This is a genomic window from Kitasatospora sp. CB02891, assembly GCF_002803145.1.
Taxonomy (GTDB): Bacteria; Actinomycetota; Actinomycetes; order Streptomycetales; family Streptomycetaceae; genus Kitasatospora; species Kitasatospora griseola.
In genome coordinates, this window is record NZ_NNBO01000007.1 from 104,118 (window position 1) to 129,683 (window position 25,566).

21 protein-coding genes and 4 tRNA genes are annotated in these 25,566 nt (G+C 69.9%); 21 read left to right on the forward strand and 4 right to left on the reverse strand.

Translation table 11 applies throughout. From position 1 onward, the window contains the following. Window positions 1–30 precede the first annotated feature (30 nt). On the reverse strand, window positions 31–519 hold the full coding sequence (locus CG736_RS17440) for a YajQ family cyclic di-GMP-binding protein (protein WP_043914650.1): 489 nt from the start codon (window positions 517–519) through the stop codon (window positions 31–33). Window positions 520–734: 215 nt separating this feature from the next. On the opposite strand from CG736_RS17440, the gene CG736_RS17445 reads away from it, so the two are divergent. Beyond that, a tRNA-Tyr gene (locus CG736_RS17445) sits at window positions 735–815 on the forward strand. A 303-nt stretch (window positions 816–1,118) separates the two neighbouring features. Further along, window positions 1,119–2,045, forward strand: coding sequence for an HNH endonuclease signature motif containing protein (locus CG736_RS17450; RefSeq protein ID WP_100587147.1), 927 nt, complete (start codon window positions 1,119–1,121; stop codon window positions 2,043–2,045). A gap of 79 nt (window positions 2,046–2,124) precedes the next feature. Here the strand turns inward: CG736_RS17450 and CG736_RS17455 are convergent, their stop codons facing one another. Next, window positions 2,125–3,375 (reverse strand): hydrolase, encoded by a 1,251-nt coding sequence (locus tag CG736_RS17455; protein ID WP_100587148.1) that lies wholly within the window; start codon window positions 3,373–3,375, stop codon window positions 2,125–2,127. Window positions 3,376–3,771: 396 nt separating this feature from the next. On the opposite strand from CG736_RS17455, the gene CG736_RS17460 reads away from it, so the two are divergent. From CG736_RS17460 to CG736_RS17495, 8 genes are all read left to right on the forward strand, one after another. Next, window positions 3,772–3,844 (forward strand) — tRNA-Thr (locus tag CG736_RS17460). A 42-nt stretch (window positions 3,845–3,886) separates the two neighbouring features. Continuing rightward, window positions 3,887–3,959: transfer RNA gene (locus tag CG736_RS17465), tRNA-Met, on the forward strand. A gap of 83 nt (window positions 3,960–4,042) precedes the next feature. Beyond that, window positions 4,043–4,207 (forward strand): 50S ribosomal protein L33, encoded by a 165-nt coding sequence (gene rpmG / locus CG736_RS17470; protein WP_006604855.1) that lies wholly within the window; start codon window positions 4,043–4,045, stop codon window positions 4,205–4,207. 93 nt (window positions 4,208–4,300) lie between these two features. Further along, complete coding sequence (locus tag CG736_RS17475) at window positions 4,301–4,762, forward strand: MaoC family dehydratase N-terminal domain-containing protein (RefSeq protein WP_100587149.1); 462 nt, start codon at window positions 4,301–4,303, stop codon at window positions 4,760–4,762. After that, on the forward strand, window positions 4,759–5,187 hold the full coding sequence (locus CG736_RS17480; protein WP_043914642.1) for a MaoC family dehydratase: 429 nt from the start codon (window positions 4,759–4,761) through the stop codon (window positions 5,185–5,187). Before CG736_RS17475 ends, CG736_RS17480 begins: the two co-directional genes overlap by 4 nt. Window positions 5,188–5,266: 79 nt before the next feature. Then, the gene (locus tag CG736_RS17485) at window positions 5,267–5,839 is read left to right on the forward strand and encodes a TetR/AcrR family transcriptional regulator (RefSeq protein WP_232734044.1); all 573 of its coding nucleotides are present in this window, start codon (window positions 5,267–5,269) and stop codon (window positions 5,837–5,839) included. An 81-nt stretch (window positions 5,840–5,920) separates the two neighbouring features. Continuing rightward, complete coding sequence (locus tag CG736_RS17490) at window positions 5,921–7,348, forward strand: DHA2 family efflux MFS transporter permease subunit (protein WP_100587151.1); 1,428 nt, start codon at window positions 5,921–5,923, stop codon at window positions 7,346–7,348. A 49-nt stretch (window positions 7,349–7,397) separates the two neighbouring features. Beyond that, entirely contained in the window at window positions 7,398–8,438 is a 1,041-nt protein-coding gene (locus CG736_RS17495) for a UDP-N-acetylmuramate dehydrogenase (RefSeq protein WP_100587152.1), read from the forward strand. 24 nt (window positions 8,439–8,462) lie between these two features. Here the strand turns inward: CG736_RS17495 and CG736_RS17500 are convergent, their stop codons facing one another. Together CG736_RS17500 and CG736_RS17505 are read right to left on the reverse strand one after the other, a co-directional pair. Then, on the reverse strand, window positions 8,463–9,518 hold the full coding sequence (locus CG736_RS17500; RefSeq protein ID WP_100587153.1) for an adenosine deaminase: 1,056 nt from the start codon (window positions 9,516–9,518) through the stop codon (window positions 8,463–8,465). Between the two features lie 114 nt (window positions 9,519–9,632). Beyond that, window positions 9,633–10,880: a pyridoxal phosphate-dependent aminotransferase gene (locus CG736_RS17505; RefSeq protein ID WP_369880213.1), complete on the reverse strand. Its 1,248-nt coding sequence runs from the start codon at window positions 10,878–10,880 to the stop codon at window positions 9,633–9,635. 273 nt (window positions 10,881–11,153) lie between these two features. On the opposite strand from CG736_RS17505, the gene CG736_RS17510 reads away from it, so the two are divergent. The 11 genes from CG736_RS17510 to CG736_RS17560 all read left to right on the forward strand — a co-directional run bounded on the left by CG736_RS17510 (window position 11,154) and on the right by CG736_RS17560 (window position 25,466). Continuing rightward, window positions 11,154–11,226, forward strand: a tRNA-Trp gene (locus tag CG736_RS17510). A 142-nt stretch (window positions 11,227–11,368) separates the two neighbouring features. Further along, entirely contained in the window at window positions 11,369–11,728 is a 360-nt protein-coding gene (secE, locus tag CG736_RS17515; protein ID WP_100587155.1) for a preprotein translocase subunit SecE, read from the forward strand. A gap of 178 nt (window positions 11,729–11,906) precedes the next feature. Further along, a complete protein-coding gene (gene nusG, locus CG736_RS17520; RefSeq protein ID WP_043914634.1) occupies window positions 11,907–12,776 on the forward strand; it encodes a transcription termination/antitermination protein NusG in 870 nt (289 codons plus the stop codon). A 167-nt stretch (window positions 12,777–12,943) separates the two neighbouring features. Continuing rightward, a complete protein-coding gene (rplK, locus tag CG736_RS17525; RefSeq protein ID WP_030457453.1) occupies window positions 12,944–13,378 on the forward strand; it encodes a 50S ribosomal protein L11 in 435 nt (144 codons plus the stop codon). Window positions 13,379–13,455: 77 nt separating this feature from the next. Continuing rightward, the gene (gene rplA, locus CG736_RS17530) at window positions 13,456–14,178 is read left to right on the forward strand and encodes a 50S ribosomal protein L1 (protein ID WP_043914633.1); all 723 of its coding nucleotides are present in this window, start codon (window positions 13,456–13,458) and stop codon (window positions 14,176–14,178) included. Between the two features lie 153 nt (window positions 14,179–14,331). Next, window positions 14,332–15,174, forward strand: coding sequence for a hypothetical protein (locus CG736_RS17535; protein ID WP_157815620.1), 843 nt, complete (start codon window positions 14,332–14,334; stop codon window positions 15,172–15,174). A gap of 92 nt (window positions 15,175–15,266) precedes the next feature. Next, the gene (locus CG736_RS17540; protein WP_100587157.1) at window positions 15,267–16,067 is read left to right on the forward strand and encodes a hypothetical protein; all 801 of its coding nucleotides are present in this window, start codon (window positions 15,267–15,269) and stop codon (window positions 16,065–16,067) included. 306 nt (window positions 16,068–16,373) lie between these two features. Further along, on the forward strand, window positions 16,374–16,928 hold the full coding sequence (gene rplJ / locus CG736_RS17545; protein WP_043914630.1) for a 50S ribosomal protein L10: 555 nt from the start codon (window positions 16,374–16,376) through the stop codon (window positions 16,926–16,928). Window positions 16,929–17,010: 82 nt separating this feature from the next. Then, window positions 17,011–17,394 (forward strand): 50S ribosomal protein L7/L12, encoded by a 384-nt coding sequence (rplL, locus tag CG736_RS17550; protein WP_100587158.1) that lies wholly within the window; start codon window positions 17,011–17,013, stop codon window positions 17,392–17,394. Window positions 17,395–17,994: 600 nt separating this feature from the next. Continuing rightward, window positions 17,995–21,468 carry a DNA-directed RNA polymerase subunit beta gene (gene rpoB, locus CG736_RS17555; protein WP_043914627.1) on the forward strand — a complete coding sequence of 1,158 codons (3,474 nt, stop codon included), beginning with the start codon at window positions 17,995–17,997 and terminating at the stop codon, window positions 21,466–21,468. A 104-nt stretch (window positions 21,469–21,572) separates the two neighbouring features. Continuing rightward, complete coding sequence (locus tag CG736_RS17560; RefSeq protein ID WP_100587159.1) at window positions 21,573–25,466, forward strand: DNA-directed RNA polymerase subunit beta'; 3,894 nt, start codon at window positions 21,573–21,575, stop codon at window positions 25,464–25,466. Window positions 25,467–25,566: the final 100 nt, after the last annotated feature.

Below are 25,566 nucleotides of genomic sequence, written 5' to 3' on the forward strand. Positions count from 1 at the left end.
CGCCGGCGCTCCGGCGGTACCGCCCCTGTGTCAGCGGTAGTTGACGAACTGCAGCGCGAACTCCAGGTCCTTGCCCTTCAGCAGGGCCTGCACCGTCTGCAGGTCGTCACGCGACTTCGAGGTGACCCGCAGCTCGTCGCCCTGCACCTGCGCCTTGACGCCCTTGGGGCCCTCGTCGCGGATGATCTTCGCCACCTTCTTGGCATCCTCGGTGGTGATGCCCTCCTTGATGTCGGCGAAGATCTTGTACTCCTTGCCGGACAGCTGCGGCTCCGCCGCGTCCAGCGCCTTCAGCGACAGTCCGCGCTTCACGAACTTGGTCTGCAGCACGTCCAGGATCGCCCGGACCCGCTCCTCGCCGTTGGCCTTCATCTCGATCTTCTCGCCGGTCCGCTTGATCTCGGCGCCCACGTTCTTGAAGTCGAAGCGGGTGGCGATCTCGCGGGAGGTCTGGTTGATCGCGTTGTCGACCTCCTGCCACTCGACCTTCGAGACGATGTCGAAACTGGAGTCGGCCATGGGTGTTGGTCTCCTTGAACTACTGGCTGCACGGTCTTCGCCACCCGCCTCCGGCGGGCGACGCCCCAGCCTATCCAGCCCCCCGCACCCCCGCCCGCAACAGCTCGCGCCCCGACCTTGATCATCACGTGACGAAACGAGTGGCAGACCACCCCCCAACATCGGGTATCGTTTACGACGTCGAACGGGGCAGCGCCCCGCAAGACACCATCCCTGGCGGGTTGCCCGAGCGGCCAAAGGGAGCAGACTGTAAATCTGTCGCGCAAGCTACGCAGGTTCGAACCCTGCACCCGCCACTGGATAGTGAAACAGCCCCCGAGCTGCGGAAACGCAGAACGGGGGCTGTTTCGTTGTGTTCGAGCATCGATCGCGTCGGACGGTCGTTCCGAGTGGTCCGTCTCACCCGGTTCCGCCCGAATCCCGGGCCTGACCGGCAGTTACGGACCAGACGCGGACCAGGACTTCGGCGCCTCCGGGACGGTCGCCGCCGGAGCCGCGCGGTGACGAGCCGGTCGGCACGATCCTCGTCACAAGAGGCGGCTAGGTTGTGGTGGCCATGCAAGGTGTGGCCATGGGGGCGGGGAACACAGGGGGCTGGTGTGGCGACGGCGTGGCTGGTTCTGGCGGTGGGTGACAACCGCGAGCGCAGCGGCAACGACGGGTACGACGATGATCCGGCGCGGCACTACAGCTGGGACGAGACCGTCCCCAACAGTGGGGGACCCGCAGTCGGTGACGTGATCGCGTTGTGGGACAAGAAGACCTTGCTCGGCGTGTCGGTGATCGAGCACATCGAGCTCGGCCGGGCCGAGAAGGACCGCTACACCTGCCCGCTTCCGAACTGCGGGAAGGGCAGCTTCAAGCCGAGGAAGACGAAGCGCCCGGTCTACGTCTGCAAGTGCGGGGGCACATTCGACGTGCCCGACTCGCGGCGGGAGGAAGTCACGACCTACCGCACTCGGCACGATGCCGCATGGGTCGACATGGCGGGTGTCCTGCCCGGATCGGTGCTTCGGCCGATGTGCGACAAGCCCGGTACCCAGCACAGCATTCGCAGCATGCGCTGGGAGCGACTTCAGGAAGCCCTCGCCGGTGCAGGAGTGAGCGCATCGGTGACCATCGCCGAGCAGGCCCGGCGCGCGATCACGGGTGGCCATTCCGAGCGGATCGTGCGTGCTCGGGTCGGACAGGCGGCCTTCCGCGCCCGGTTGATGGAACGGCACGGCGCGGTGTGCGCGTTCACCGGTCCCGCCCCTGCCAGCGTGCTGGAGGCTGCGCACCTGTACAGCTACGCCGCCAATGCCGAGCACCATGAGAACGGCGGCATTCTCCTGCGCCGGGACGTCCACCGTCTCTTCGACCTGGGACACATCGCGGTCGACCCCGGCAGCCTGGTCCTCGACCTGGCGCCGGAGCTGGCCGCATACCCGACCTACGCGCCCCTGCACGGCGCTGCGCCGGCCGTGCCGCTTGAGCACGGCCGCGACTGGTTGGAAGCGCACTGGGCCCAGCACCGCGGCAACTGACACGACCACGCTGCAAGCCGGTCGCGCCCCCCTGCTGGGACAGGTGCGGCCTGCCGGCCGACAAGCGCGGGACGGTTCGTCAGCCCGGGTGGTTCTGGCGGGGGAGGGCGAGGGCCACGGTGTCGGCGAATTCGCGGACGGCGCTGGTGCGGGAGACGATTCGGCCGCAGTGGACGACGAGGCGGGAGTGGCCGCCGGCGAAGGCGCCGGTGAGGCTGTCGCCGCGGATGGCGAGGAGTTCGGCGGGGAAGCCGGCGTCGACCCGGACGGGTGGGAGGCCGAGGGTGGCGCGGGCCTGGGTGGAGACGGCGTCGTAGGCGGCTTCGGGGGAGAGCGCGCCGCCGGCGGCGAGCAGGCGGGCGGTGTCGAGGGGATCGGCGCGGCCGACCGGGTTGGCGGCGTCGCGGAGGCTGCCCGCGCCGGCGGTGAGGGCGACCCGGGCGTGGGCCAGTTCGCGGACCAGGGACGGGCGCAGGCCGGTCGGCGGGCCTTCGAGTCCGGTGCAGCCGCCGTTCTGGGGGAGGCAGGCGACTCGGATGCCGGAGTTGGCGAGCACGGTGGAGCCGCCCGGCGGCAGCGCGCTGCACGGTCCGAGGGTGACGCGTGGTCGGTGCGGGGCCAGGGCGGCGACCAGCCGGGCGAGCTGGGCCCGGTCGGCGGCGTCGGTGTGCAGGTCGACGGGGCAGTCGGCCTCGGCGGCGGCGGACAGCAGGGTCTGGACGTAGCCGATCGGGTCGGGGTCGAGGTCGGGGCAGCCGCCGGCCGCGTCCGCGCCGAGCTTGAGGGCGTCGCGCAGTTGGGCCCGGCCGTCGGCGCCGGCCAGCCCGGTGAGCAGTCGGGGCATGGCGACGGCCTGGAGTTCGGCGAGTCCGCGCAGGGACTGACGGGCCGTGAGGACGGCCTCCAACCGCCCGAGTCCGTGCACGTCGCCGATCCGGACGTGGGTGCGTTGGGCGGTGGCGCCGTAGCCGAGCGAGGTGAGTGCGGCTTCGGTGACCCGGCGGACCAGGTCGGCGGGCCCGTCCGGGGGAGGGGCGGGCAGGGCGGCGGAGAACGCGTTGTCGTAGTGCCCGTGCGGTTCGGCGGGGGCGGGCAGCAACAGGTAGCCGGACAGGTCGATGCGGGCGCCGGTGGTGACGGTGGGTTGGCCGGGCAGGGCGGGCAGCGGCCCGAGGCTGCCGACGGTGCCGACGGCCTGGATCCGGTCGCCGCTGATCCGGACGTCCACCACCCGGCCGTCGGTCAGCCGGGCGCCGGTGAGCAGCAGCACCGGCCCGTGTCCGAGCGGGTTGGGGGTCGGCGGCCGGTCGCCCTCGCTGCGTTCGCCCATCGGCCCGTTCCCTCCAGTCCGGTTGACCGCCCGGCGGCCCTGGGGCCCGGTGTGCGGGGAGCCGGCCTGCGGCGTGCCCGCGAGAGAGGTCACTGACGGTCGAGCCTAGGGCGCGCCCGGCCGGGACGCTCGGACCCGGGTCGTCGCCCGTGTCGTGCGGGAGAAGCGGAGGGAGGAGCGGTGGGAGAAGCGGCGGGAGAAGCGCAGGGAGTGGCGGCAGGAGGGCCGGCGCAGGGGCCGCCGGGAGGGGCGTCGCGGAGAGCAGGTTCCGGTTGCGGCGGAGGTCGAACGGGTGTCGGGCGACGGCCCGTCAGTGCGGCCCCTTCGACCTGCGGAGATCGGCCGCGGATACGGATTTCACCTCTGGCCCGGAACCGTGTAATCTCTTCCTCGTTCGCCCCTATAGCTCAGTCGGTAGAGCGTCTCCATGGTAAGGAGAAGGTCTGCGGTTCGATTCCGCATGGGGGCTCTGGTGGAAGGCTCCTCGCCTCGGTGAGGGTTCGTTCATCAAAGCGGTGTAGCTCAGTTGGTAGAGCAAGCGGCTCATAATCGCTGTGTCACCGGTTCAAGTCCGGTCACCGCTACCCGCGTAGTCGATCGGGGGGGATCACTCCCGATCGGCTACTCTTGTCTGTGTTCTTATTCGTTGTCCCAGGAAGGCACTCCCGTGGCTGCCACTGACGTCCGCCCGAAGATCACGCTGGCCTGCGTGGAGTGCAAGGAGCGGAACTACATCACCAAGAAGAACCGGCGCAACGACCCGGACCGTCTTGAGATGAAGAAGCACTGCCCGCGTTGCAACTCTCACACGGCGCACCGCGAGACCCGCTGACTTTGCCTCGACTCCAGGCCGCACCCCACCACGGGGCGCGGCCTGGAGTCATTTCTGCATGACGGATCAGCCGGACCATCGGAGGAGTTGCCCATGCCGCTCGACCCCTCGTTCATCGGGCGGACCTACCCGCCCACCGCGCCGTACGAGGTCGGCCGCGAGAAGATCCGTGAGTTCGCCGCCGCGATCGGCGACGCGAACCCGGCGTACACCGACGCCGAGGCGGCCAAGTCGCTCGGTCACCCGGACGTGATCGCCCCGCCGACGTTCCCCTTCATGCTGTCCTTCCAGGCGGCGGCGCAGGTGGTGAACGACCCGGAGCTGGGTCTGGACTACAGCCGGGTGGTGCACGGCGACCAGAAGTTCGTGTACTCCCGCCCGGCGCGCGCCGGGGACCGGCTCTCGGTGACGATCTCCATCGACGCGATCAAGTCGCTGGCCGGCAACGACGTGCTGACGGTCCGCGGCGAGGTGCACGACGCCAGTGGCGAGCACGTGGTGACGTCGATCATGACGCTGGTGGCCCGTGCCGCCGACGAAGCCGGGGAGGAGTGACCGTGGCGGTCCGCTTTGACGAGGTCCAGGTCGGCACCGAGCTGCCGGCCCGGTCGTTCCCGGTGACCCGGGCCACGCTGGTCCAGTACGCGGGGGCGTCGGGGGACTTCAACCCGATCCACTGGAACGAGAAGTTCGCGGTCGAGGTCGGCCTGCCGGACGTGATCGCGCACGGCATGTTCACCATGGCCGAGGCCGCCCGGGTGGTCACCGACTGGGTCGGCGACCCGGCCGCGGTGGTCGAGTACGGCGTCCGCTTCACCAAGCCGGTGATCGTGCCGAACGACGGCGTCGGCGCGGTGATCGAGGTCAGCGGCAAGGTCGCGGCGCTGCTGGACGACAACCGGGTCCGGGTGGACCTGGTGGCGACCAGCGAGGGCCAGAAGGTGCTGGGCATGGCCCGGGCCGTGGTCCGACTGGGCTGAGACCGGACCCCCCGGGCGCCGGCGCCCGGGGGGTCCGGGCCTCTTGCGGAAGTTATTGGTCAATCACTAATCTGAGGCCATGGCCAGGACCAGCATCCGGATGTCCGCCGAGGAGCGGCGCGAGAGCGTCGTCCGGGCGGCCATGGTGGAGTTCGCCCGGGGCGGCTACCGGGGCACCTCCACGGAGGCGATCGCCCGCCGGGTGGGCGTCTCGCAGCCGTACCTGTTCCGGCTCTTCCCGAACAAGCAGGCGATATTCGAGGCGGCCTGCGAGCACTGCATCGAGGAGACCTGGCGGGTCTTCGACCGGGTGTCGGAGGGGCTGACGGGGGAGGCGGCGCAGGCCGCGATGTCGCGCGCGTACGTGGATCTGATCGAGGACCGCGAGCAGGTCATGATGCAGATGCAGATGTACGTGTCGGTGTTCGCGGCGGAGTCGGCCGGCGACGTCCAGGTCGGCGAGACGGCCCGGGCGGCCTGGCTGCGGCTGTTCGAGCGGATCGAGGAGCGGATCGGCGGCGGCCGCAAGGAGGCCACCCAGTTCATGGCCTACGGCATGCTGATCAACACCCTGGTCGGGCTGGGGTACCCGAGGGACCACCGGATCTGGGACGGGTTCGAGGGGTACGGCAAGCAGGCCGGGGGCTGCTGAGGCGCTCCGCCCGGGTGGCGGCGCGCCTTTTTTCGGCCCACGAAAGTTATTGATCAATCACAACCTTGGGGGGCATCCATCGTGAACAGGCAAGCCGTCTGGACCTTGGTGGTCGTCAGCGTGGCCAGTTTCATGGCCGGACTCGACAACCTGGTGGTCACCACCGCACTGCCCGCGATCCGCGCCGACCTGGGCGGCGGCCTCGCCGACCTGGAGTGGACGGTCAGCGCCTACACCCTGACCTTCGCGGTGCTGCTGATGCTCGGCGCCGCCCTCGGCGACCGGTTCGGCCGCCGCCGGATGTTCCTGATCGGGATGACCGTCTTCACCCTCGGCTCGGCCGCCGCCGCGCTCGCCCCGAACATCGGCACGCTGATCGCCGCCCGCGCCGTCCAGGGCACCGGCGCGGCGGTGGCCATGCCGCTCACCCTCACCCTGCTGGCCGCCGCGGTGCCCGCCGCCAGGCGCGGTGCGGCGCTCGGCATCTGGTCCGCCGTCAGCGGCCTCGCCGTCTCGGTCGGGCCGCTGATCGGCGGCAGCCTCACCGAGCACTTCTCCTGGCAGTGGATCTTCTGGGTGAACGTCCCCGTCGGCCTGGCCCTGCTGCCGATCGCCCGCGCCAAGCTGGCCGAGAGCCGCGGCGAGAACCCCCGGCTGGACGTCCCCGGCACCCTGCTGGTCAGCACCGGCCTGTTCGGCATCGTCCTCGGCCTGGTCCGCGGCAACCCCGACGGCTGGACCGACCCGCTCGTCCTCGCCTCGCTGATCGGCGGCGTCCTGCTGCTGCTCGCCTTCGTCGGGTACGAGCTGCGCTGGGCGCAGCGGCCGATGCTGCCGATGCGGCTGTTCCGCGGCCGGGCGTTCAGCGCCGTGAACGCCGCGAGCCTGCTGATGTACCTCGGCATGTTCGGCTCGATCTTCCTGATCAGCCAGTACTTCCAGGGCGTCGGCGGCTACACCCCCGAGCAGGCCGGCCTGCGGATGCTCCCGTGGACCGGCATGCCGCTGCTGGTCTCCCCGCTCGCCGGGCTGCTCATCGACCGGATCGGCGGCCGCCCGCTGGTCGTCACCGGCCTCGCCCTGCAGGCCCTCGGCCTGGCCGGGTACGCCCTGCTGATCGACCACTCCGCCGGGTACGGGCCGCAGGTGCCGGTCATGGTGGTCTGCGGGATCGGCATGTCGCTGTACTTCGCGCCCACCGCCGGCCTGGTGATGGCCAGCGTCCGGCCCGCCGAACAGGGCATCGCCTCCGGCGCCAACAACGCGATGCGGGAGGTCGGCGGGGCGCTCGGAGTGGCCGTGCTGTCCGCCGTGTTCTCCGCGCAGGGCGGCTACGACAGCGCCGCCGCCTTCACCGACGGCGTCGTCCCCGCCCTGCTGGTCGGCGCGGCCGTGGTCGCGGCCGGCGCCGTGGCCGCAGCCCTCGTCCCGCGGCGGCACGGCATCCGGGCCGCCGCGAAGGTCGCCGACCACGCCGCTCCGACCGCCGCCCCGGCCGGCCGGGCCTGAGCCGCTCGCGCGGGGCCGCCGCCGCGCGGCGGGCGGTTACGCTGGGGCGGTGATTGAGCAGATGGACGCACCGCTGGCCCCGTTGACGACGCTGCGCCTCGGCGGCCCCGCCCGCCGGCTGGTGACGGCCGAGACGGACGCCGAAGTGGTCGCCGCGGTCCGCGCGGCCGACCGCGCGGGGGAGCCGCTGCTGGTGCTCGGCGGCGGCTCCAACCTGGTGATCTCCGACGCCGGCTTCCCCGGCACCGTCCTGCGGATCGCCACCACCGGTTTCACCCTGGACGGCACGCTGCTGGAACTCGCGGCCGGCGAGGTCTGGGCGGACGCGGTGGCCCGCACCGTCGACGCGGGCCTGGCGGGCATCGAGTTCCTGGCCGGCATCCCGGGCTCCGCGGGCGCGACCCCGGTGCAGAACGTCGGCGCGTACGGCCAGGAGGTCGCCGAGACCATCACCGAGGTGGTCGCCTACGACCGCCTGCTGGGCGAGACGGTGACGCTGGCGGGCGCCGACTGCGCCTTCTCCTACCGGCACAGCCGGTTCAAGGCCGACCCGGACCGGTACGTGGTGCTGCGGGTCCGCTTCCGGCTCGCCGACGAAGGCGGGCTGTCCTCCCCGATCAAGTACGCGGAGGTGGCCCGCTCGCTCGGCGTCGAGGCCGAGCAGCGGGTGAAGCTCGCCGAGGCGCACGCCGAGGTGCTGCGGCTGCGGGCCGGCAAGGGCATGGTGCTCGACCCGGCCGACCACGACACCTGGTCGGCGGGCTCCTTCTTCACCAACCCGATCCTGACGGACGCTCAGTTCGCCGACTTCACCGCCCGGTTGGGCGAGCTGCGGGCCCCCGGCTACCCGGCCGGCGAGGGCCGGACCAAGACCTCCGCGGCCTGGCTGATCGACAACGCGGGCTTCCGCAAGGGCCACGGCACCGGCCCGGCCACCCTCTCCACCAAGCACACCCTGGCCCTCACCAACCGCGGCTCGGCCACCACCGAGGACCTGCTCGCACTGGCCCGCGAGGTGCGGGACGGCGTGCGGGCGGCCTTCGGGGTGGACCTGGTCAACGAGCCGGTGATGGTCGGCGTCAGCCTTTAGGGCCCATCCGGCCGCCGGCAGACGCTAGAGCGGGACCGGCTCGGCCCCGGCGAGGGCCGGCTCCTCGACCAACCAGGCGTCGACGTCCGCCAGCAGCTCCTTGGCGACGTGCTCGGGAGCCCGCGACGAGCGGATCGACTGCCGGGCCAGTTCGGCCAGTTCGGCATCGGTGAACTCGTGCGACTCGCGGGCCAGGGTGTACTGGTCGGCCAGCCGGGAGCCGAACAGCAGCGGGTCGTCGGCGCCCAGCGCCAGCGGCACGCCGGCCTCGAACAGGGTGCGCAGCGGGACGTCCTCGGGCCGCTCGTAGACGCCGAGCGCGACGTTCGAGGCCGGGCAGACCTCGCAGGTGACCTGCCGGTCGGCGAGCCGCTGCAGCAGCCGCGGGTCCTCGGCGGCCCGCACGCCGTGGCCGATCCGGCCGGCGCCCAGGTCGTCCAGGCAGTCGCGGACCGAACCCGGCCCGGCCAGCTCCCCGCCGTGCGGCGCGGCCAGCAGCCCGCCGCTCCGGGCGATCGCGAACGCCCGGTCGAAGTCCCGTGCCAGGCCCCGCCGTTCGTCGTTCGACAGGCCGAACCCGATGACCCCCCGGTCGGCGTACCGGACGGCGAGCCGGGCCAGCGTGCGGGCGTCCATCGGCGACTTCATCCGGTTCGCCGCGACCAGCACCCGGATGCCCACCCCGGTGGCCTCGGAGGCCTCCCGGACGGCGTCCAGGATCAGTTCCAGGGTCGGGGTGAGCCCGCCCAGCAGCGGGGCGTACGAGGTCGGGTCGACCTGGATCTCCAGCCAGCGGGAGCCGTCGGCGCGCTCGTCCTCGGCGGTCTCCCGGACCAGCCGGCGGATGTCGGCCTCGTCGCGCAGGCAGGAGCGCGCGGTGTCGTACAGCCGCTGGAACCGGAACCAGCCGCGTTCGTCGGTCGCCCGGAGTTTCGGCGGGTGGCCCGAACTGAGGGCCTCCGGCAGCCGGATGCCGTGCTTGTCGGCGAGTTCGAGCAGCGTCGCGGGGCGCATCGAACCGGTGAAGTGCAGGTGGAGATGAGCCTTCGGGAGGCTCCGGACATCACGCAGGCGATCCATTCACCGATCCTGCCGCATAACCCGCCGAAACAGGAACCGCCCCCCGCACGTCGCCCGAAGGGGTGAGGTGCGAGGGGCGGTCGAGCCGGCGGGACACGCCGCGGCCCGGGTGAATCAGGCGCGGGCCTCGCCCAGCAGCTTCTGCAGCCGGCTGACGCCCTCGACCAGGTCGGCGTCGCCCAGCGCGTACGACAGCCGCAGGTAGCCCGGGGTGCCGAAGGCCTCGCCGGGGACGACCGCGACCTCGGCCTCGTCCAGGATCAGCGCGGCCAGCTCGGCGGAGGTCTGCGGGCGCTTGCCGCGGATCTCCTTGCCCAGCAGCGACTTGACGGACGGGTAGGCGTAGAACGCGCCCTCCGGCTCGGGGCAGTACACGCCCTCGATCTCGTTCAGCATCGCCACGATGGTGCGGCGGCGGCGGTCGAACGCGGTCTTCATCTCGTCCACCGCGGACAGGTCGCCGGCCACGGCCGCCAGCGCGGCGCGCTGCGCCACGTTGGAGACGTTGGAGGTGGCGTGCGACTGCAGGTTGGCGGCGGCGGCCACCACGTCCTTCGGGGCGATCAGCCAGCCCACCCGCCAGCCGGTCATCGCGTAGGTCTTCGCCACGCCGTTGACCACGATGCACTTGTCGGCGAGCTCGGGCAGCAGGGCCGGCAGCGAGGTGAACTTCGCGTCGCCGTACACCAGGTGCTCGTAGATCTCGTCGGTGAGCACCCACAGGCCGTGCTCCAGCGCCCAGCGGCCGATCGCCTCGGCCTCGGCCTCGGTGTACACCGCGCCGGTCGGGTTGGACGGCGAGACGAACAGCACCACCTTGGTGTTCGCGGTGCGGGCGGCCTCCAGCTGCGCCACCGAGACCTTGTAGCCGGTGGTCTCGTCCGAGATCACCTCGACCGGGGTGCCGCCGGCCAGCTTCACGGCCTCCGGGTAGGTGGTCCAGTACGGGGCCGGGATGATCACCTCGTCGCCCGGGTCGAGGATCGCGGCGAAGGCGTTGTAGATCGCCTGCTTGCCGCCGTTGGTCACCAGCACCTGCGAGGCGTCCACCTGGTAGCCGGAGTCGCGCAGCGTCTTGGCGGCGATCGCGGCCTTCAGCTCCGGCAGGCCGCCGGCCGGGGTGTAGCGGTGGTTCGCCGGGTCCTGGCAGGCCGCGACGGCGGCGTCCACGATGTAGCCGGGGGTCGGGAAGTCGGGCTCGCCGGCGCCGAAGCCGATCACCGGCCGGCCGGCCGCCTTGAGGGCCTTGGCCTTGGCGTCGACGGCGAGGGTGGCCGACTCGGCGATGGCGCCGACCCGGGCGGAGACCCGGCGGTTCGCGGGGGGGACGTTCTCGGGGGTGGGTGCGCTCATGTCTTGCATGGTCCCAGACCGCACAGCGGTCGGGCATCGCGGTTCCACCATGCGTACCGGCGCGTTCCAGCATCCGTACGCCGCTGCCGACCGGGTGACGTTCGCCCGCCGCCCGGGTGACGCCGTCGCGCGGGTCGCCGGAAATGAGGTTCGACCAATCGACCAAGAACCCGTACACTCACTGCTCGACGGCTCCCAAGTGCGGATCCTTCGGCCGGGGTTCACCACACGGCCGGGTGGATACGGTAGGTTGGGGGCCACGACGGAGCCGCAAGGTTCCGAAGGGCACTAGCTCAATTGGTAGAGCACCGGTCTCCAAAACCGGCGGTTGGGGGTTCGAGTCCCTCGTGCCCTGCAGCTCGATTCGTGCCAAGCCCGTTCGCTCCGAAGAGCGAGCGGGCTTGATGCGGAGAGGGCCCCGCCCAGCACTGCTTTCGCCGGATCGCCCGTGCACCAGGCACGGTAGCTCCGCAGGACCCGGATTCAGGTGAGGACGAGTGACGGAGACCACGGGCTCCACCGCAACGCCTGAGAGCGGCAACCCCGAGGGGGCCGACGCGGCGGACGAGACCACCGCGGACGGCAAGCTGTCGCGGCGTGAGCGTCGGCGTGCCAACAAGGCCGACAGCGGCGAGGGTGGCAAGAAGTCCGGCAAGCGGGCCAAGAAGGGCCTGTTCGCGCGGATGGGCATCTTCTACCGCCAGATCATCGCCGAACTGCGCAAGGTCGTCTGGCCCACCCGCAGCCAGCTGATCCAGTACACCACCGTCGTGGTGACCTTCGTGATCGTGCTGATGCTGCTGGTCGCCGGTCTCGACTGGGTCTTCGCCAAGGGAGCCTTCTGGCTCTTCGGCTGACGCTCGATCAGGCCGACCGAAACCGGGATCCCCGCCGATTCCGCACCGATACCTCACCCCGACCCGGGCCGAACCTCTCGGCCCGGGTCGAGCTGTCGGCGCGAACGGCCACGGGCGACTACCGTTGAGTCGGTACTGTTGAGGTATCCGTTCCACAACCAGGAAAGAAGCAGCGACCGTGTCTGAGTCCCCCCTGTACGACGCCGACGAGACCGTCCGCGAGGCGGATGTCGCCGCCGAGCTGGACGCGGCCGAGGCTGCCGACGTCGAGGCCGCCGAGGAGATCGTTGACGGCGCGGACGGCGACGAGGACGAGGCCGAGGTCGCCGACGCCGAGGCGGGCGAGCCGGCCGAGGTCGAGGCCGTGCACGAGGTGGACGACGAGGCCGCCGAGGGCGAGCAGGCCGAAGAGGCCGAGGACGTCGTCGCCGAGGAGGTCGAGTCCGACCCCGTCGCCGAGTTCCGTGAGCAGCTGCGCCGCGCCCCGGGCGAGTGGTACGTCATCCACACCTACGCCGGCTACGAGAACCGGGTGAAGCAGAACCTGGAGCAGCGCTCCGTCTCGCTGAACGTCGAGGACTACATCTTCGAGTCCCAGGTTCCGCAGGAGGAGGTCGTCCAGATCAAGAACGGCGACCGCAAGACCATCCGGCAGAACAAGCTCCCCGGCTACGTGCTGGTGCGCATGGACCTCACCCCCGAGTCCTGGGGCGTCGTGCGCAACACCCCCGGTGTCACCGGCTTCGTCGGCAACGCCTACGACCCGTACCCGCTGACCCTGGACGAGGTCGTCAAGATGCTCGCCCCCGACGTGGAGCGCGCCGCCGCCAAGGAGGCCGGCAAGGCTTCCCCGGTGCGCCCGGTCGAGGTGCAGGTGCTCGACTTCGAGGTCGGCGACTCGGTCACCGTCACCGACGGTCCGTTCGCCACCCTGCAGGCGACCATCAACGAGATCAACCCCGACTCGAAGAAGGTCAAGGGCCTGGTGGAGATCTTCGGCCGGGAGACCCCGGTCGAGCTCTCCTTCGACCAGATCCAGAAGAACTGACCCACAGGTCTCCGGTGCCGGGGCGGGGCGAGAGCCTCCGCCCCGGCACCGTTTTGGTCCAGCGCCGCCTCAGCGGTTAGCCTGGTCCGATGTGTGTCCTGGCACTCGGGTTTCGCCCCGGGGCCGGGTACCACCAGCACTCACCTCTCGGAAGGACCCGGAGAGACATGCCTCCCAAGAAGAAGAAGGTCACGGGGCTTATCAAGCTCCAGATCAACGCCGGTGCGGCCAACCCGGCCCCGCCGGTCGGCCCCGCGCTCGGCCAGCACGGCGTCAACATCATGGAATTCTGCAAGGCGTACAACGCGGCCACCGAGTCGCAGCGCGGCATGATCGTGCCGGTGGAGATCACGGTCTACGACGACCGTTCCTTCACCTTCGTCACGAAGACCCCGCCGGCTGCGCGCCTCATCCTGAAGGCCGCGGGCATCGACAAGGGCTCCAAGGAGCCGCACAAGACCAAGGTCGCCAAGCTGACCTCGGCCCAGGTGCGCGAGATCGCCACCACCAAGATGCCCGACCTGAACGCCAACGACCTGGACGCCGCGGAGAAGATCATCGCCGGCACCGCCCGGTCGATGGGCATCACCGTCGAGGGCTGAACAGCCCGTACGTCCACCGTGGTAGGGCCAGCGCGGCCCGTGACTACCACGAACTCCATTAGTTACTAGGAGCAGCAGTGAAGCGCAGCAAGGCTCTCAAGGCCGCGGACGCCCAGGTCGACCGCACCCGGATCTACGCCCCGCTCGAGGCGGTCCGCCTCGCCAAGGCGACCTCCACCACCAAGTTCGACGGCACCGTCGAGGTCGCCATGCGTCTGGGTGTCGACCCGCGCAAGGCCGACCAGATGGTCCGCAGCACCGTCATCCTCCCGCACGGCACCGGTAAGACCGCCCGGGTCCTGGTCTTCGCGAACGGTGAGCGTGCCGAGGCCGCGCGTGCCGCGGGTGCCGACATCGTCGGCTCGGACGAGCTGATCGACGAGGTCGCCAAGGGTCGTCTGGACTTCGACGCCGTCGTCGCCACCCCGGACCTGATGGGCAAGGTCGGCCGCCTGGGCCGCGTGCTCGGTCCCCGTGGCCTGATGCCGAACCCGAAGACCGGCACCGTGACCCCGGACGTCGCCAAGGCCGTCAACGAGATCAAGGGCGGCAAGATCGAGTTCCGCGTCGACAAGCACTCGAACCTGCACCTGATCATCGGCAAGTCCTCGTTCTCGGACGAGCAGCTGGTCGAGAACTACGCCGCGGCGCTGGACGAGGTCCTCCGGGCCAAGCCGTCCGCCGCCAAGGGCCGTTACATCAAGAAGATCGCGTTCTCGACCACCATGGGCCCCGGCATCCAGGTGGACCCGAACCGCACCCGCAACCTCCTCGTCGAGGAGGACCCGGCGGCGGTCTGACCCCAGGTCAGTTCCCCACGCGGTCAACTCACCGGGCCCGCACCCCTCTTGGGGTGCGGGCCCGGTGCCTTTCATCGCCGGCGCGACGGTCCGGGCCATCGGATAGAGTCCGAAAGTCTGTCGACATGCGAATCGCACAATAGGGGGACTCTCGTGCGCGCACTGCGTACCGCTGCCGTGGCCTGCCTGGCCGCAGGACTGCTGACCGCCTGCGGCAGCTCCGGATCCGGGGGCGCCGCCGCCGACGCCGAGCCGGGCGCGAGCGCCCCCGCGGGGAGCGGCGGCGGCCAGGGCGGCGGTCAGGGCGGCGGTCAGGGCGGCTCGAAGCTCGGCGCCAAGGAGGCGCTGCTCGCCTCGGCCGCGGTGATGGAGAAGGCCGGCAGCGCCAAGCTGTCCGTCAGCGGCGGCACCGAGGGCACCGGCGAGTTCGTCTGGAAGAGCCCGAAGTCCTTCCTGCTCACCACCAAGAGCAAGGGCGAGGAGAGCAAGATCCTGTTCGTCGGCGACGTGATGTACGTCGGGGCCGGCGCCGACGCGGCCGGGAAGGCCGGCGGCAAGACCTGGATGAAGATCGACCCGAAGGCCACCGCCCCTGGTGGAGGCGGCGCCGGCGGCTTCGCCTCCACCATGGAGCTGATGGACCCGGCCGTGCAGCTGGCCGTCGCCGCGCCGACCGCCACCCGGGCCGGCGCCGAGACGGTGGCGGGCCAGGGCACCACCCACTACCGCAGCGACGTGCCGGTGGAGGAGCTGGTCGCCAAGATGCAGCTGGCTCCGGAGCTGAAGAGCCAGGTGCTGACCGAGCTGAAGAAGAAGGGCTCGACCATCACCACCGAGTTCTGGATCAACGCCAAGGGCGAGGTCGTCCAGCAGGCCAGCAACGGCCTGGCGACCGGCTCCGCGAAGATCCTCTACAGCGGCCTCGGCACCGTCCAGCCGACCAAGGCCCCGACCGACTCCGAGGTCTTCTCGCTGGCCGATCTGCTGAAGCAGTGATCCCGGTCCCGCCCGGCCCGGGGTCGCTGCCGGGCCGGCCGGGACGCGTGACAAGGTGGGGGAACGGAACGGACGGCCGGAAGGAGGGACCGATGGCGGCACGCGCACGTACGGCCGCGGCCCTGCTGGCGGCCGCCCTGCTGCTGGCCGCGGCGAGCGGCTGCACCGGCTCCGGGTCTGGCGGCGGCACCGAACGGCCGACCACCCCGTCCCCGTCCACCGTGCAGGCCACGCCCACCGACCGCTCCCCGCACGGGGTGCTGCTCTCCGCCCAGCTGGCGCTGCACGAGGCCCGGCGGTCCGAGTACCGGGCCACCCTGGGGGAGGACCGGGGCAAGGGCGCGCTGTTCTGGGCGCCCAAGGCGGTGCTGCAGTACCGGGGCGAGGCGGACACTCGGAAGCTGATGGTGCTGGACACCTCCGCGTACGTGGGCGGCGACCCGCAGACCGCGGCCCGGCTCGGCGGCCCGCACTGGGAGAAGTACACCGGCGGCCGCAACCCCTACGCCGCGCTGATCGACCGGATCAACCCGGTGGTCGCCACCAACGCCGCGGCCGCCGCCGACGACCCGGTGCTGGTCGGCGAGGAGAAGCTGCTGGACACCAGCGTCGAGCACTACCGGGTCACGCTGACCGCCGCCCGGTACGCCGCCGCGCAGACCCAGTTCGACCAGGGCCGGCGGCAGGCCCTGGAGCACGCGCTCGGCCCCGGCGACGTGGTGCTCGACCTGTGGCTCAACGACCGCGACCAGCTGGTCCAGCTCCGCCGGGCCGCCGCCGAGGTGGACACCATCGGGTACAGCGAGTTCGGCAGCTCCGCGCTCTCGGTGCAGGCCCCCGCGGAGGCGGACATCGCCCCGGAGTCGGGCGCCACGGCGCCGCCGTTCCCGTAAACCTCCGCGGTCGGGCCGATTTGGACAAACCCGCTGGGACCGTTAGGCTGGCCGAGCCAAAGACCGCTGGTTGTTGCCGCCCGCCCGAGAGGGGGGACGGTGCCGAAGGATCTGCCTCGTGCAGATCGCCCGCGCAGGTTGTGGAGCAGACAAGATCTCCGGGCCGTTTCACGGTTCGTCGAGGTCATGGCAAGCCCCGTGCGCCTGCGCGCCGGGGCTTTTTCGCTTCCCGGGGTCCGCGGCGTTGAATGGTCGACTTCTCGAAGGTCGGCCCGACTTCGACATCACGGAAGGAGGCGTAAGCCTATGGCCAGGCCCGACAAGGCTGCCGACGTCGCCGAGATCACGGACAAGTTCCGTGCTTCCAGCGCCGCCGTTCTGACCGAGTACCGCGGTCTCACGGTGAAGCAGCTCAAGACGCTGCGTCGCTCGCTCACCGGCAACGCCGATTACGCCGTGGTGAAGAACACGCTGACCAAGATCGCGGCCAATGAGGCCGGGATCTCCGAGCTGGACGACCTGTTCGCCGGCCCGACGGCTGTCGCCTTCGTCACCGGTGACCCGGTGGAGTCGGCGAAGGCTCTGCGTGACTTCGCCAAGGAGAACCCTGCTCTCATCATCAAGGGCGGTGTCCTTGACGGTAAGGCGCTGACCGCCGATGAGATCAAGAAGCTCGCGGACCTCGAGTCCCGCGAGGTGCTGCTCGCCAAGCTGGCGGGTGCGATGAAGGCCAAGCAGTCCCAGGCTGCCGCCGTCTTCCAGGCGCTCCCGTCCAAGCTCGTTCGCACCGTGGAAGCGCTGCGCGAGAAGGCCGAGCAGGGCGGTGCCGGTACTCCGGCTCCCGCCGAGGACGCGGAGTAACCACTTCCGTCCCAGCGGGCCCGTAAGCACGCCCGCCAATCCGTACATCCGGCACCTGCCGAATTAGTGGAAGGACGCCATCATGGCGAAGCTCAGCACCGAGGACCTGCTCGCGCAGTTCGAGGACATGACCCTGATCGACCTCGCTGCCTTCGTGAAGGCCTTCGAGGACAAGTTCGACGTCACCGCTGCCGCCCCGGTCGCCGTTGCCGCCGCCGGTGGCGCTGCTGCCGCCGCCGAGGTCGTCGAGGAGCAGGACGAGTTCGACGTCATCCTCGAGGGTGCCGGCGACAAGAAGATCCAGGTCATCAAGGAGGTGCGCGCCCTGACCTCCCTCGGCCTGAAGGAGGCCAAGGACCTCGTTGACACCGCTGGTGCCAAGGTCCTGGAGAAGGTTGCCAAGGACGTCGCCGAGAAGGCGAAGGCTCAGCTCGAGGGCGCTGGCGCCAAGGTCACCGTCAAGTGACTTTCTCCTCTCTCTGAGAGGTGCTCTTCCGGCCGGGCCGGCCACCCTTCGGGGTGGCCGGCCCGGCCTGCTTTCGTTCTGCTTCGTTCGGTTCCGTCCGGTCCACGGCGGACTCGGATCCTGTCGGTCGCCGGGGGTAGGGTGATCGCTGTCGTCGCCACCCCGTCACGGGGCGTGTGTAACGCCCGGAGCGGCTGCGACGATGGGCAGTACGAGGTCCGCACCCTGGTGGGGGCCTTGACGAACAGCACGCGGCGCGCGATTCTCGAGGCGCGTGCCCAAGCGGAACCGCCTCCGATGCATATTCGGCGGTGGCGCTGGGAAGGTTCCCGGTGACGCAGGAGTGGGTGCGACGGCCCGGCCGGTGAGGGATCACTGCCCGGGTTGTCGGTTGTACGGGAGGAGCGTCCGATTCGGTCTCCGAATCAGGGCTTGCTAGCAGTGTCGCCATTGGCTACACTGTCCCTTTGCGCTGCCTATTAGCTGCTCCGTGACTCGTCGCCCGGAGTGGCCCCTGTCCTGACCTGGGGTTTTCCGCCTCGGCCAAGGCCCGGACGGTATGCGCGTAGTGAGCTCCGAGCCCTCGGAAGGACCCCCCTCTTGGCCGCGCCGCGCAACGCCTCGAACAATTCCGCATCCACCGCCCCGCTCCGCGTCTCGTTCGCGAAGATCAAGGAGCCCCTCGAGGTCCCGAACCTCCTCGCCCTGCAGACCGAGAGCTTTGACTGGCTGCTCGGCAACGCGGCCTGGAAGTCCCGGGTCGAGGCAGCCCTGGAGAGCGGTCAGGACGTCCCCACCAAGTCCGGTCTGGAGGAGATCTTCGAAGAGATCTCCCCGATCGAGGACTTCAGCGGGTCGATGTCCCTGACCTTCCGGGACCACCGTTTCGAGCCGCCGAAGAACTCCATCGACGAGTGCAAGGACCGCGACTTCACCTTCGCGGCCCCGCTCTTCGTCACCGCGGAGTTCACCAACAACGAGACCGGTGAGATCAAGTCCCAGACCGTGTTCATGGGCGATTTCCCGCTCATGACCAACAAGGGCACGTTCATCATCAACGGCACCGAGCGTGTCGTCGTGTCCCAGCTGGTGCGCTCCCCGGGTGTGTACTTCGACTCCACCCTGGACAAGGTGTCCGACAAGGACATCTTCTCCGCGAAGATCATCCCCTCCCGCGGTGCCTGGCTGGAGATGGAGATCGACAAGCGCGACATGGTCGGTGTCCGCATCGACCGCAAGCGCAAGCAGTCGGTCACCGTGCTGCTGAAGGCCCTCGGCTGGACCAACGAGATGATTCTCGAGGAGTTCGGCGAGTACGAGTCGATGCGCGCCACCCTGGAGAAGGACCACACCCAGGGCCAGGACGACGCGCTCCTCGACATCTACCGCAAGCTGCGCCCGGGCGAGCCGCCCACGCGTGAGGCCGCGCAGACGCTGCTGGAGAACCTGTACTTCAACCCGAAGCGCTACGACCTGGCGAAGGTCGGCCGCTACAAGGTGAACCGCAAGCTCGGCAACGCCGAGTCGCTGGACTCCGGTGTGCTCACCGAGCCCGACATCATCAACACGATCAAGTACCTGGTCAAGCTGCACGCCGGCGAGACCGAGTGGCGTGATGACGAGGGCCGCGACATTGTCATCGAGGTCGACGACATCGACCACTTCGGCAACCGTCGCCTGCGCAACGTCGGCGAGCTGATCCAGAACCAGGTCCGCACCGGCCTCGCCCGCATGGAGCGAGTGGTCCGCGAGCGCATGACCACCCAGGACGTCGAGGCGATCACGCCGCAGACCCTGATCAACATCCGGCCGGTCGTCGCCTCCATCAAGGAGTTCTTCGGCACCAGCCAGCTGTCGCAGTTCATGGACCAGACGAACCCGCTGTCGGGCCTGACCCACAAGCGTCGTCTGTCCGCGCTCGGCCCCGGTGGTCTGTCCCGTGAGCGGGCCGGCTTCGAGGTCCGAGACGTGCACCCCTCGCACTACGGCCGCATGTGTCCGATCGAGACCCCCGAAGGCCCGAACATCGGTCTGATCGGCTCGCTGGCCTCGTACGGCCGGGTCAACGCGTTCGGTTTCATCGAGACCCCGTACCGCAAGGTCGTCGACGGTGTCGTCACCGAGGCCGTGGACTACCTGACCGCCGACGAGGAGGACCGCTTCGTCATCGCGCAGGCCAACGCCCCGCTGACCGCAGAGCTGACCTTCGCCGAGCCGCGTGTCCTGGTCCGCCGCCGTGGCGGCGAGATCGACTACATCCCCGGCACCGAGATCGACTACATGGACGTCTCGCCGCGCCAGATGGTGTCGGTCGCGACCGCCATGATCCCGTTCCTCGAGCACGACGACGCCAACCGCGCGCTCATGGGCTCGAACATGATGCGCCAGGCCGTCCCGCTGCTCCGCAGCGAGGCGCCGCTGGTCGGCACCGGCATGGAGTACCGCTGCGCCGTCGACGCCGCGGACGTCATCACCGCCGACAAGGCCGGTGTGGTGCAGGAGGTCTCGGCCGACTACGTCACCGTGGCCAACGACGACGGCACGTACAACACGTACCGCGCCGCCAAGTTCACCCGCTCCAACCAGGGCACCGCCTTCAACCAGAAGGTGCTCGTGGACGAGGGCGCCCGCGTCGAGGCCGGCCAGGTGCTGGCCGACGGCCCGTGCACCGACGAGGGCGAGATGGCCCTCGGCAAGAACCTCCTCGTGGCGTTCATGTCGTGGGAGGGCCACAACTACGAGGACGCGATCATCCTGTCGCAGCGCCTCGTGCAGGACGACGTCCTCTCCTCGATCCACATCGAGGAGCACGAGGTCGACGCCCGTGACACCAAGCTGGGCCCCGAGGAGATCACCCGGGACATCCCGAACGTCTCCGAGGAGGTCCTCGCCGACCTCGACGAGCGCGGCATCATCCGGATCGGCGCCGACGTCGTCACCGGCGACATCCTGGTCGGCAAGGTCACCCCGAAGGGTGAGACCGAGCTGACCCCGGAGGAGCGCCTGCTCCGCGCGATCTTCGGTGAGAAGGCCCGTGAGGTCCGCGACACCTCGCTGAAGGTGCCGCACGGCGAGTCCGGCAAGGTCATCGGCGTCCGCGTCTTCGACCGCGAGGAGGGCGACGAGCTGCCCCCCGGCGTGAACCAGCTGGTCCGCGTCTACGTGGCCCAGAAGCGCAAGATCACCAACGGTGACAAGCTGGCCGGCCGTCACGGCAACAAGGGTGTCATCTCCAAGATCCTGCCGGTCGAGGACATGCCGTTCCTGGAGGACGGCACCCCGGTCGACATCATCCTGAACCCGCTGGGCGTCCCGTCCCGAATGAACCCGGGACAGGTCCTGGAGATCCACCTCGGCTGGCTCGCCAAGCAGGGCTGGGACGTCTCCGGCCTCGCCGACGAGTGGGCCAAGCGCCTGCAGGCGATCGGCGCGGACACCGTCGAGGGCGGCACCAACCTCGCCACCCCGGTGTTCGACGGCGCCCGCGAGGACGAGATCACCGGCCTGCTGGACAACACCACCCTCACCCGTGACGGTGAGCGCCTGGTGAACTCCACCGGCAAGGCCCGGCTGTTCGACGGCCGCTCCGGCGAGCCGTTCCCGATGCCGGTCTCGGTCGGCTACATGTACATCCTCAAGCTGCACCACCTGGTCGACGACAAGCTGCACGCCCGTTCGACCGGTCCGTACTCGATGATCACCCAGCAGCCGCTCGGTGGTAAGGCGCAGTTCGGTGGTCAGCGCTTCGGTGAGATGGAGGTGTGGGCCCTTGAGGCATACGGCGCCGCTTACGCGCTGCAGGAGCTGCTCACCATCAAGTCCGACGACGTCCTCGGCCGTGTGAAGGTCTACGAGGCCATCGTCAAGGGCGAGAACATCCCCGAGCCCGGCATTCCCGAGTCCTTCAAGGTCCTCATCAAGGAAATGCAGTCGCTCTGCCTCAACGTGGAGGTGCTGTCCTCGGACGGCCAGTCCATCGAGATGCGGGACAGCGACGAGGACGTGTTCCGCGCCGCCGAGGAGCTCGGCATTGACCTGTCCCGGCGCGAGCCGAGCAGCGTCGAAGAGGTCTGACGGAGGTCGGGCCGGCTGCCCCTCACCGGGCAGCCGGTCCGCCCCCAGGCCCCCCTCAGACCAACAGACAGACTCTCGAATCACGAAAGAGGGCTTGACGACCAGTGCTTGACGTCAACTTCTTCGACGAGCTCCGCATCGGACTGGCCACCGCCGACGACATCCGCCAGTGGTCGCACGGCGAGGTGAAGAAGCCGGAGACCATCAACTACCGCACGCTGAAGCCGGAAAAGGACGGCCTTTTCTGCGAGAAGATCTTCGGTCCCACCCGGGACTGGGAGTGCTACTGCGGTAAGTACAAGCGCGTCCGCTTCAAGGGCATCATCTGTGAGCGCTGCGGCGTCGAGGTGACCCGCGCCAAGGTGCGCCGTGAGCGGATGGGCCACATCGAGCTGGCCGCCCCGGTCACCCACATCTGGTACTTCAAGGGCGTCCCGTCGCGCCTGGGCTACCTGCTCGACCTCGCGCCGAAGGACCTCGAGAAGGTCATCTACTTCGCCGCCTACATGATCACCTGGGTGGACGACGAGCGCCGTCAGCGCGACCTCCCCTCCCTGGAGGCGCACGTCTCGGTCGAGCGTCAGCAGATCGAGAACCGCCGCGACGCCGACCTCGAGGCCCGGGCCAAGAAGGCCGAGTCCGACCTGGCGGAGCTGGAGGCCGAGGGCGCCAAGGCCGACGTCCGCCGCAAGGTCCGCGAGGGCGCCGAGCGCGAGATGAAGCAGCTCCGCGACCGCACCCAGCGCGAGATCGACCGCCTGGACGAGGTGTGGGCCCGCTTCAAGAACCTCAAGGTCCAGGACCTCGAGGGCGACGAGCTGCTCTACCGCGAGCTGCGCGACCGCTTCGGCACCTACTTCTCCGGCTCGATGGGCGCGGCGGCCCTCAAGGACCGCCTGGAGTCCTTCGACCTGGGCGAGGAGGCCGAGCGCCTCCGCGAGATCATCCGCACCGGCAAGGGCCAGAAGAAGACCCGTGCGCTCAAGCGCCTCAAGGTCGTCTCCGCCTTCCTGCAGACCAGCAACAAGCCCAAGGGCATGGTGCTGGACTGCGTCCCGGTGATCCCGCCGGACCTGCGTCCGATGGTCCAGCTCGACGGTGGCCGGTTCGCCACCTCCGACCTGAACGACCTGTACCGCCGCGTCATCAACCGCAACAACCGCCTGAAGCGGCTTCTCGACCTCGGCGCGCCCGAGATCATCGTGAACAACGAGAAGCGCATGCTGCAGGAGGCCGTCGACGCGCTGTTCGACAACGGCCGTCGCGGCCGTCCGGTCACCGGCCCGGGCAACCGCCCGCTGAAGTCCCTCAGCGACATGCTGAAGGGCAAGCAGGGTCGTTTCCGTCAGAACCTGCTCGGCAAGCGAGTCGACTACTCGGCCCGTTCGGTCATCGTCGTCGGCCCGCAGCTCAAGCTGCACCAGTGCGGTCTGCCGAAGGCCATGGCGCTGGAGCTCTTCAAGCCGTTCGTGATGAAGCGCCTGGTCGACCTGAACCACGCGCAGAACATCAAGTCGGCGAAGCGCATGGTCGAGCGCGCCCGCCCCGTGGTGTGGGACGTCCTCGAAGAGGTCATCGCCGAGCACCCGGTGCTGCTGAACCGTGCGCCCACCCTGCACCGCCTCGGCATCCAGGCCTTCGAGCCGCAGCTGGTCGAGGGCAAGGCCATCCAGATCCACCCGCTCGTCTGCACCGCGTTCAACGCGGACTTCGACGGCGACCAGATGGCCGTGCACCTGCCGCTGTCCGCGGAGGCGCAGGCCGAGGCCCGCATCCTGATGCTGTCCTCGAACAACATCCTGAAGCCGGCCGACGGTCGCCCCGTCACCATGCCGACCCAGGACATGGTGCTGGGCCTGTTCTTCCTCACCTCGGACCGCGAGGAGGTCAAGGGCAAGGGTCGTTCCTTCTCCTCGACCGCCGAGGCGATCATGGCCTTCGACGCCCGCGACCTGGACGTCCAGGCCCCGATCGACCTGCGCATGCCGGCCGGCACCGTGCCGCCGCGCGGCTGGGCCGCTCCGGTGGACGAGGAGGGCCAGCCGACCTGGACCGAGGGTGAGCCGTTCCGGATCACCACCACCCTGGGTCGCGCGCTCTTCAACGAGCTGCTGCCCGAGGACTACCCGTTCGTCGACTACGAGGTCGGCAAGAAGCAGCTGTCGGCGATCGTCAACGACCTCGCCGAGCGCTACCCGAAGGTCGTCGTCGCCGCGACGCTCGACAACCTGAAGGCGGCCGGCTTCCACTGGTCGACCCGTTCCGGTGTCACCGTCTCGATCTCGGACGTCATCGTCCCGCCGAGCAAGCCCGCCATTCTGGAGGGCTACGAGGCGCAGGCGGAGAAGGTCCAGAAGCAGTACGAGCGCGGTCTGATCACCGACAACGAGCGCAAGTCCGAGCTGGTCGGCATCTGGACCCGGGCGACCAACGAGGTCGCCGACGCGATGGCCGCGAACTTCCCGAAGACGAACCCCATCTTCATGATGGTCGACTCGGGTGCTCGAGGAAACATGATGCAGATGCGTCAGATCGCCGGTATGCGTGGTCTGGTGTCGAACGCGAAGAACGAGACCATCGCGCGTCCCATCAAGGCCTCGTTCCGTGAGGGCCTGTCCGTGCTGGAGTACTTCATCTCCACCCACGGTGCCCGTAAGGGTCTGGCCGACACCGCGCTGCGTACCGCCGACTCGGGTTACCTGACCCGTCGTCTGGTGGACGTCTCGCAGGACGTGATCATCCGCGAGGAGGACTGCGGCACCGAGCGCGGCCTCAAGCTGGAGATCGGCCAGATCGGTGCGGACGGTGTGCTGCGCAAGGCCGACGACGTCGAGACCAGCGTGTACGCCCGCATGCTCGCCGAGGACATCACGGTCGACGGCAAGCTGATCGCGACCGCCAACACCGACCTCGGCGACGTCCTGATGGACGAGCTGATCCGGCACGGCGTCAGCGCGGTCAAGGTCCGCTCGATCCTGACCTGTGAGTCCGCGGTCGGCACCTGTGCCTTCTGCTACGGCCGTTCGCTGGCCACCGGCAAGCTGGTCGACATCGGTGAGGCGGTCGGCATCATCGCCGCCCAGTCCATCGGTGAGCCCGGCACCCAGCTGACCATGCGTACCTTCCACACCGGTGGTGTGGCCGGTGACGACATCACCCAGGGTCTGCCGCGTGTCGTCGAGCTCTTCGAGGCGCGCACCCCGAAGGGTGTCGCCCCGATCTCGGAGGCGCAGGGTCGGGTCCGGATCGAGGACACCGAGAAGACCCGCAAGGTCGTCGTCACGCCGGACGACGGCACCGACGAGATCGCGTACCCGGTCTCCAAGCGCGTCAAGCTGCTGGTCAGCGAGGGCGAGGCGGTCGAGGTCGGCCAGAAGCTGACCGTCGGCGCCACCAACCCGCACGACGTGCTGCGGATCATGGGCCAGCGTGCCGTCCAGATCCACCTGGTCGCCGAAGTCCAGAAGGTCTACAACTCGCAGGGCGTGTCGATCCACGACAAGCACATCGAGATCATCATCCGGCAGATGCTCCGCCGCGTGACGATCATCGAGTCGGGCGACGCCGAGCTGCTGCCGGGCGAGCTGGTCGAGCGCGGCCGCTTCGAGCAGGAGAACCGCCGCGTGGTGTCCGAGGGCGGCCACCCCGCCTCCGGCCGTCCGCAGCTGATGGGTATCACCAAGGCCTCGCTGGCCACCGAGTCCTGGCTGTCGGCCGCCTCCTTCCAGGAGACGACCCGGGTGCTCACCGACGCGGCGATCCACGCCAAGTCGGACCCGCTGCTGGGCCTCAAGGAGAACGTCATCCTCGGTAAGCTCATCCCGGCCGGTACGGGTCTGCCCCGCTACCGCAACATCCGGGTCGAGCCGACCGAAGAGGCCAAGGCCGCGATGTACTCGGCCGTCGGCTACGACGACTACGACCTGTCGCCGTTCGGCGCGGGCTCCGGTCAGGCCGTCCCGCTGGACGACTACGACTACGGTCCGTACACCGGCTGATCCTTCGGCTGAACCGCAGGGCGGTCACCCCACTCGGGGTGGCCGCCCTGCGGCGTCCGCGCCCCGCGTGTCACCTAGGGGATCCCCCTGGGGACGGAGG

Excerpts from the sequence above, each read along its gene's own strand:
- CG736_RS17440 (WP_043914650.1), bottom strand. The coding sequence starts at position 519 with ATGGCCGACTCCAGTTTCGACATCGTCTCGAAGGTCGAGTGGCAGGAG.
- CG736_RS17455 (WP_100587148.1), bottom strand. The coding sequence starts at position 3,375 with ATGGGCGAACGCAGCGAGGGCGACCGGCCGCCGACCCCCAACCCGCTC.
- CG736_RS17475 (WP_100587149.1), top strand. The coding sequence starts at position 4,301 with ATGCCGCTCGACCCCTCGTTCATCGGGCGGACCTACCCGCCCACCGCG.
- CG736_RS17485 (WP_232734044.1), top strand. The coding sequence starts at position 5,267 with ATGGCCAGGACCAGCATCCGGATGTCCGCCGAGGAGCGGCGCGAGAGC.
- CG736_RS17500 (WP_100587153.1), bottom strand. The coding sequence starts at position 9,518 with ATGGATCGCCTGCGTGATGTCCGGAGCCTCCCGAAGGCTCATCTCCAC.
- CG736_RS17505 (WP_369880213.1), bottom strand. The coding sequence starts at position 10,880 with ATGCAAGACATGAGCGCACCCACCCCCGAGAACGTCCCCCCCGCGAAC.
- rplK (WP_030457453.1), top strand. The coding sequence starts at position 12,944 with ATGCCTCCCAAGAAGAAGAAGGTCACGGGGCTTATCAAGCTCCAGATC.
- CG736_RS17540 (WP_100587157.1), top strand. The coding sequence starts at position 15,267 with ATGGCGGCACGCGCACGTACGGCCGCGGCCCTGCTGGCGGCCGCCCTG.
- rplJ (WP_043914630.1), top strand. The coding sequence starts at position 16,374 with ATGGCCAGGCCCGACAAGGCTGCCGACGTCGCCGAGATCACGGACAAG.
- rplL (WP_100587158.1), top strand. The coding sequence starts at position 17,011 with ATGGCGAAGCTCAGCACCGAGGACCTGCTCGCGCAGTTCGAGGACATG.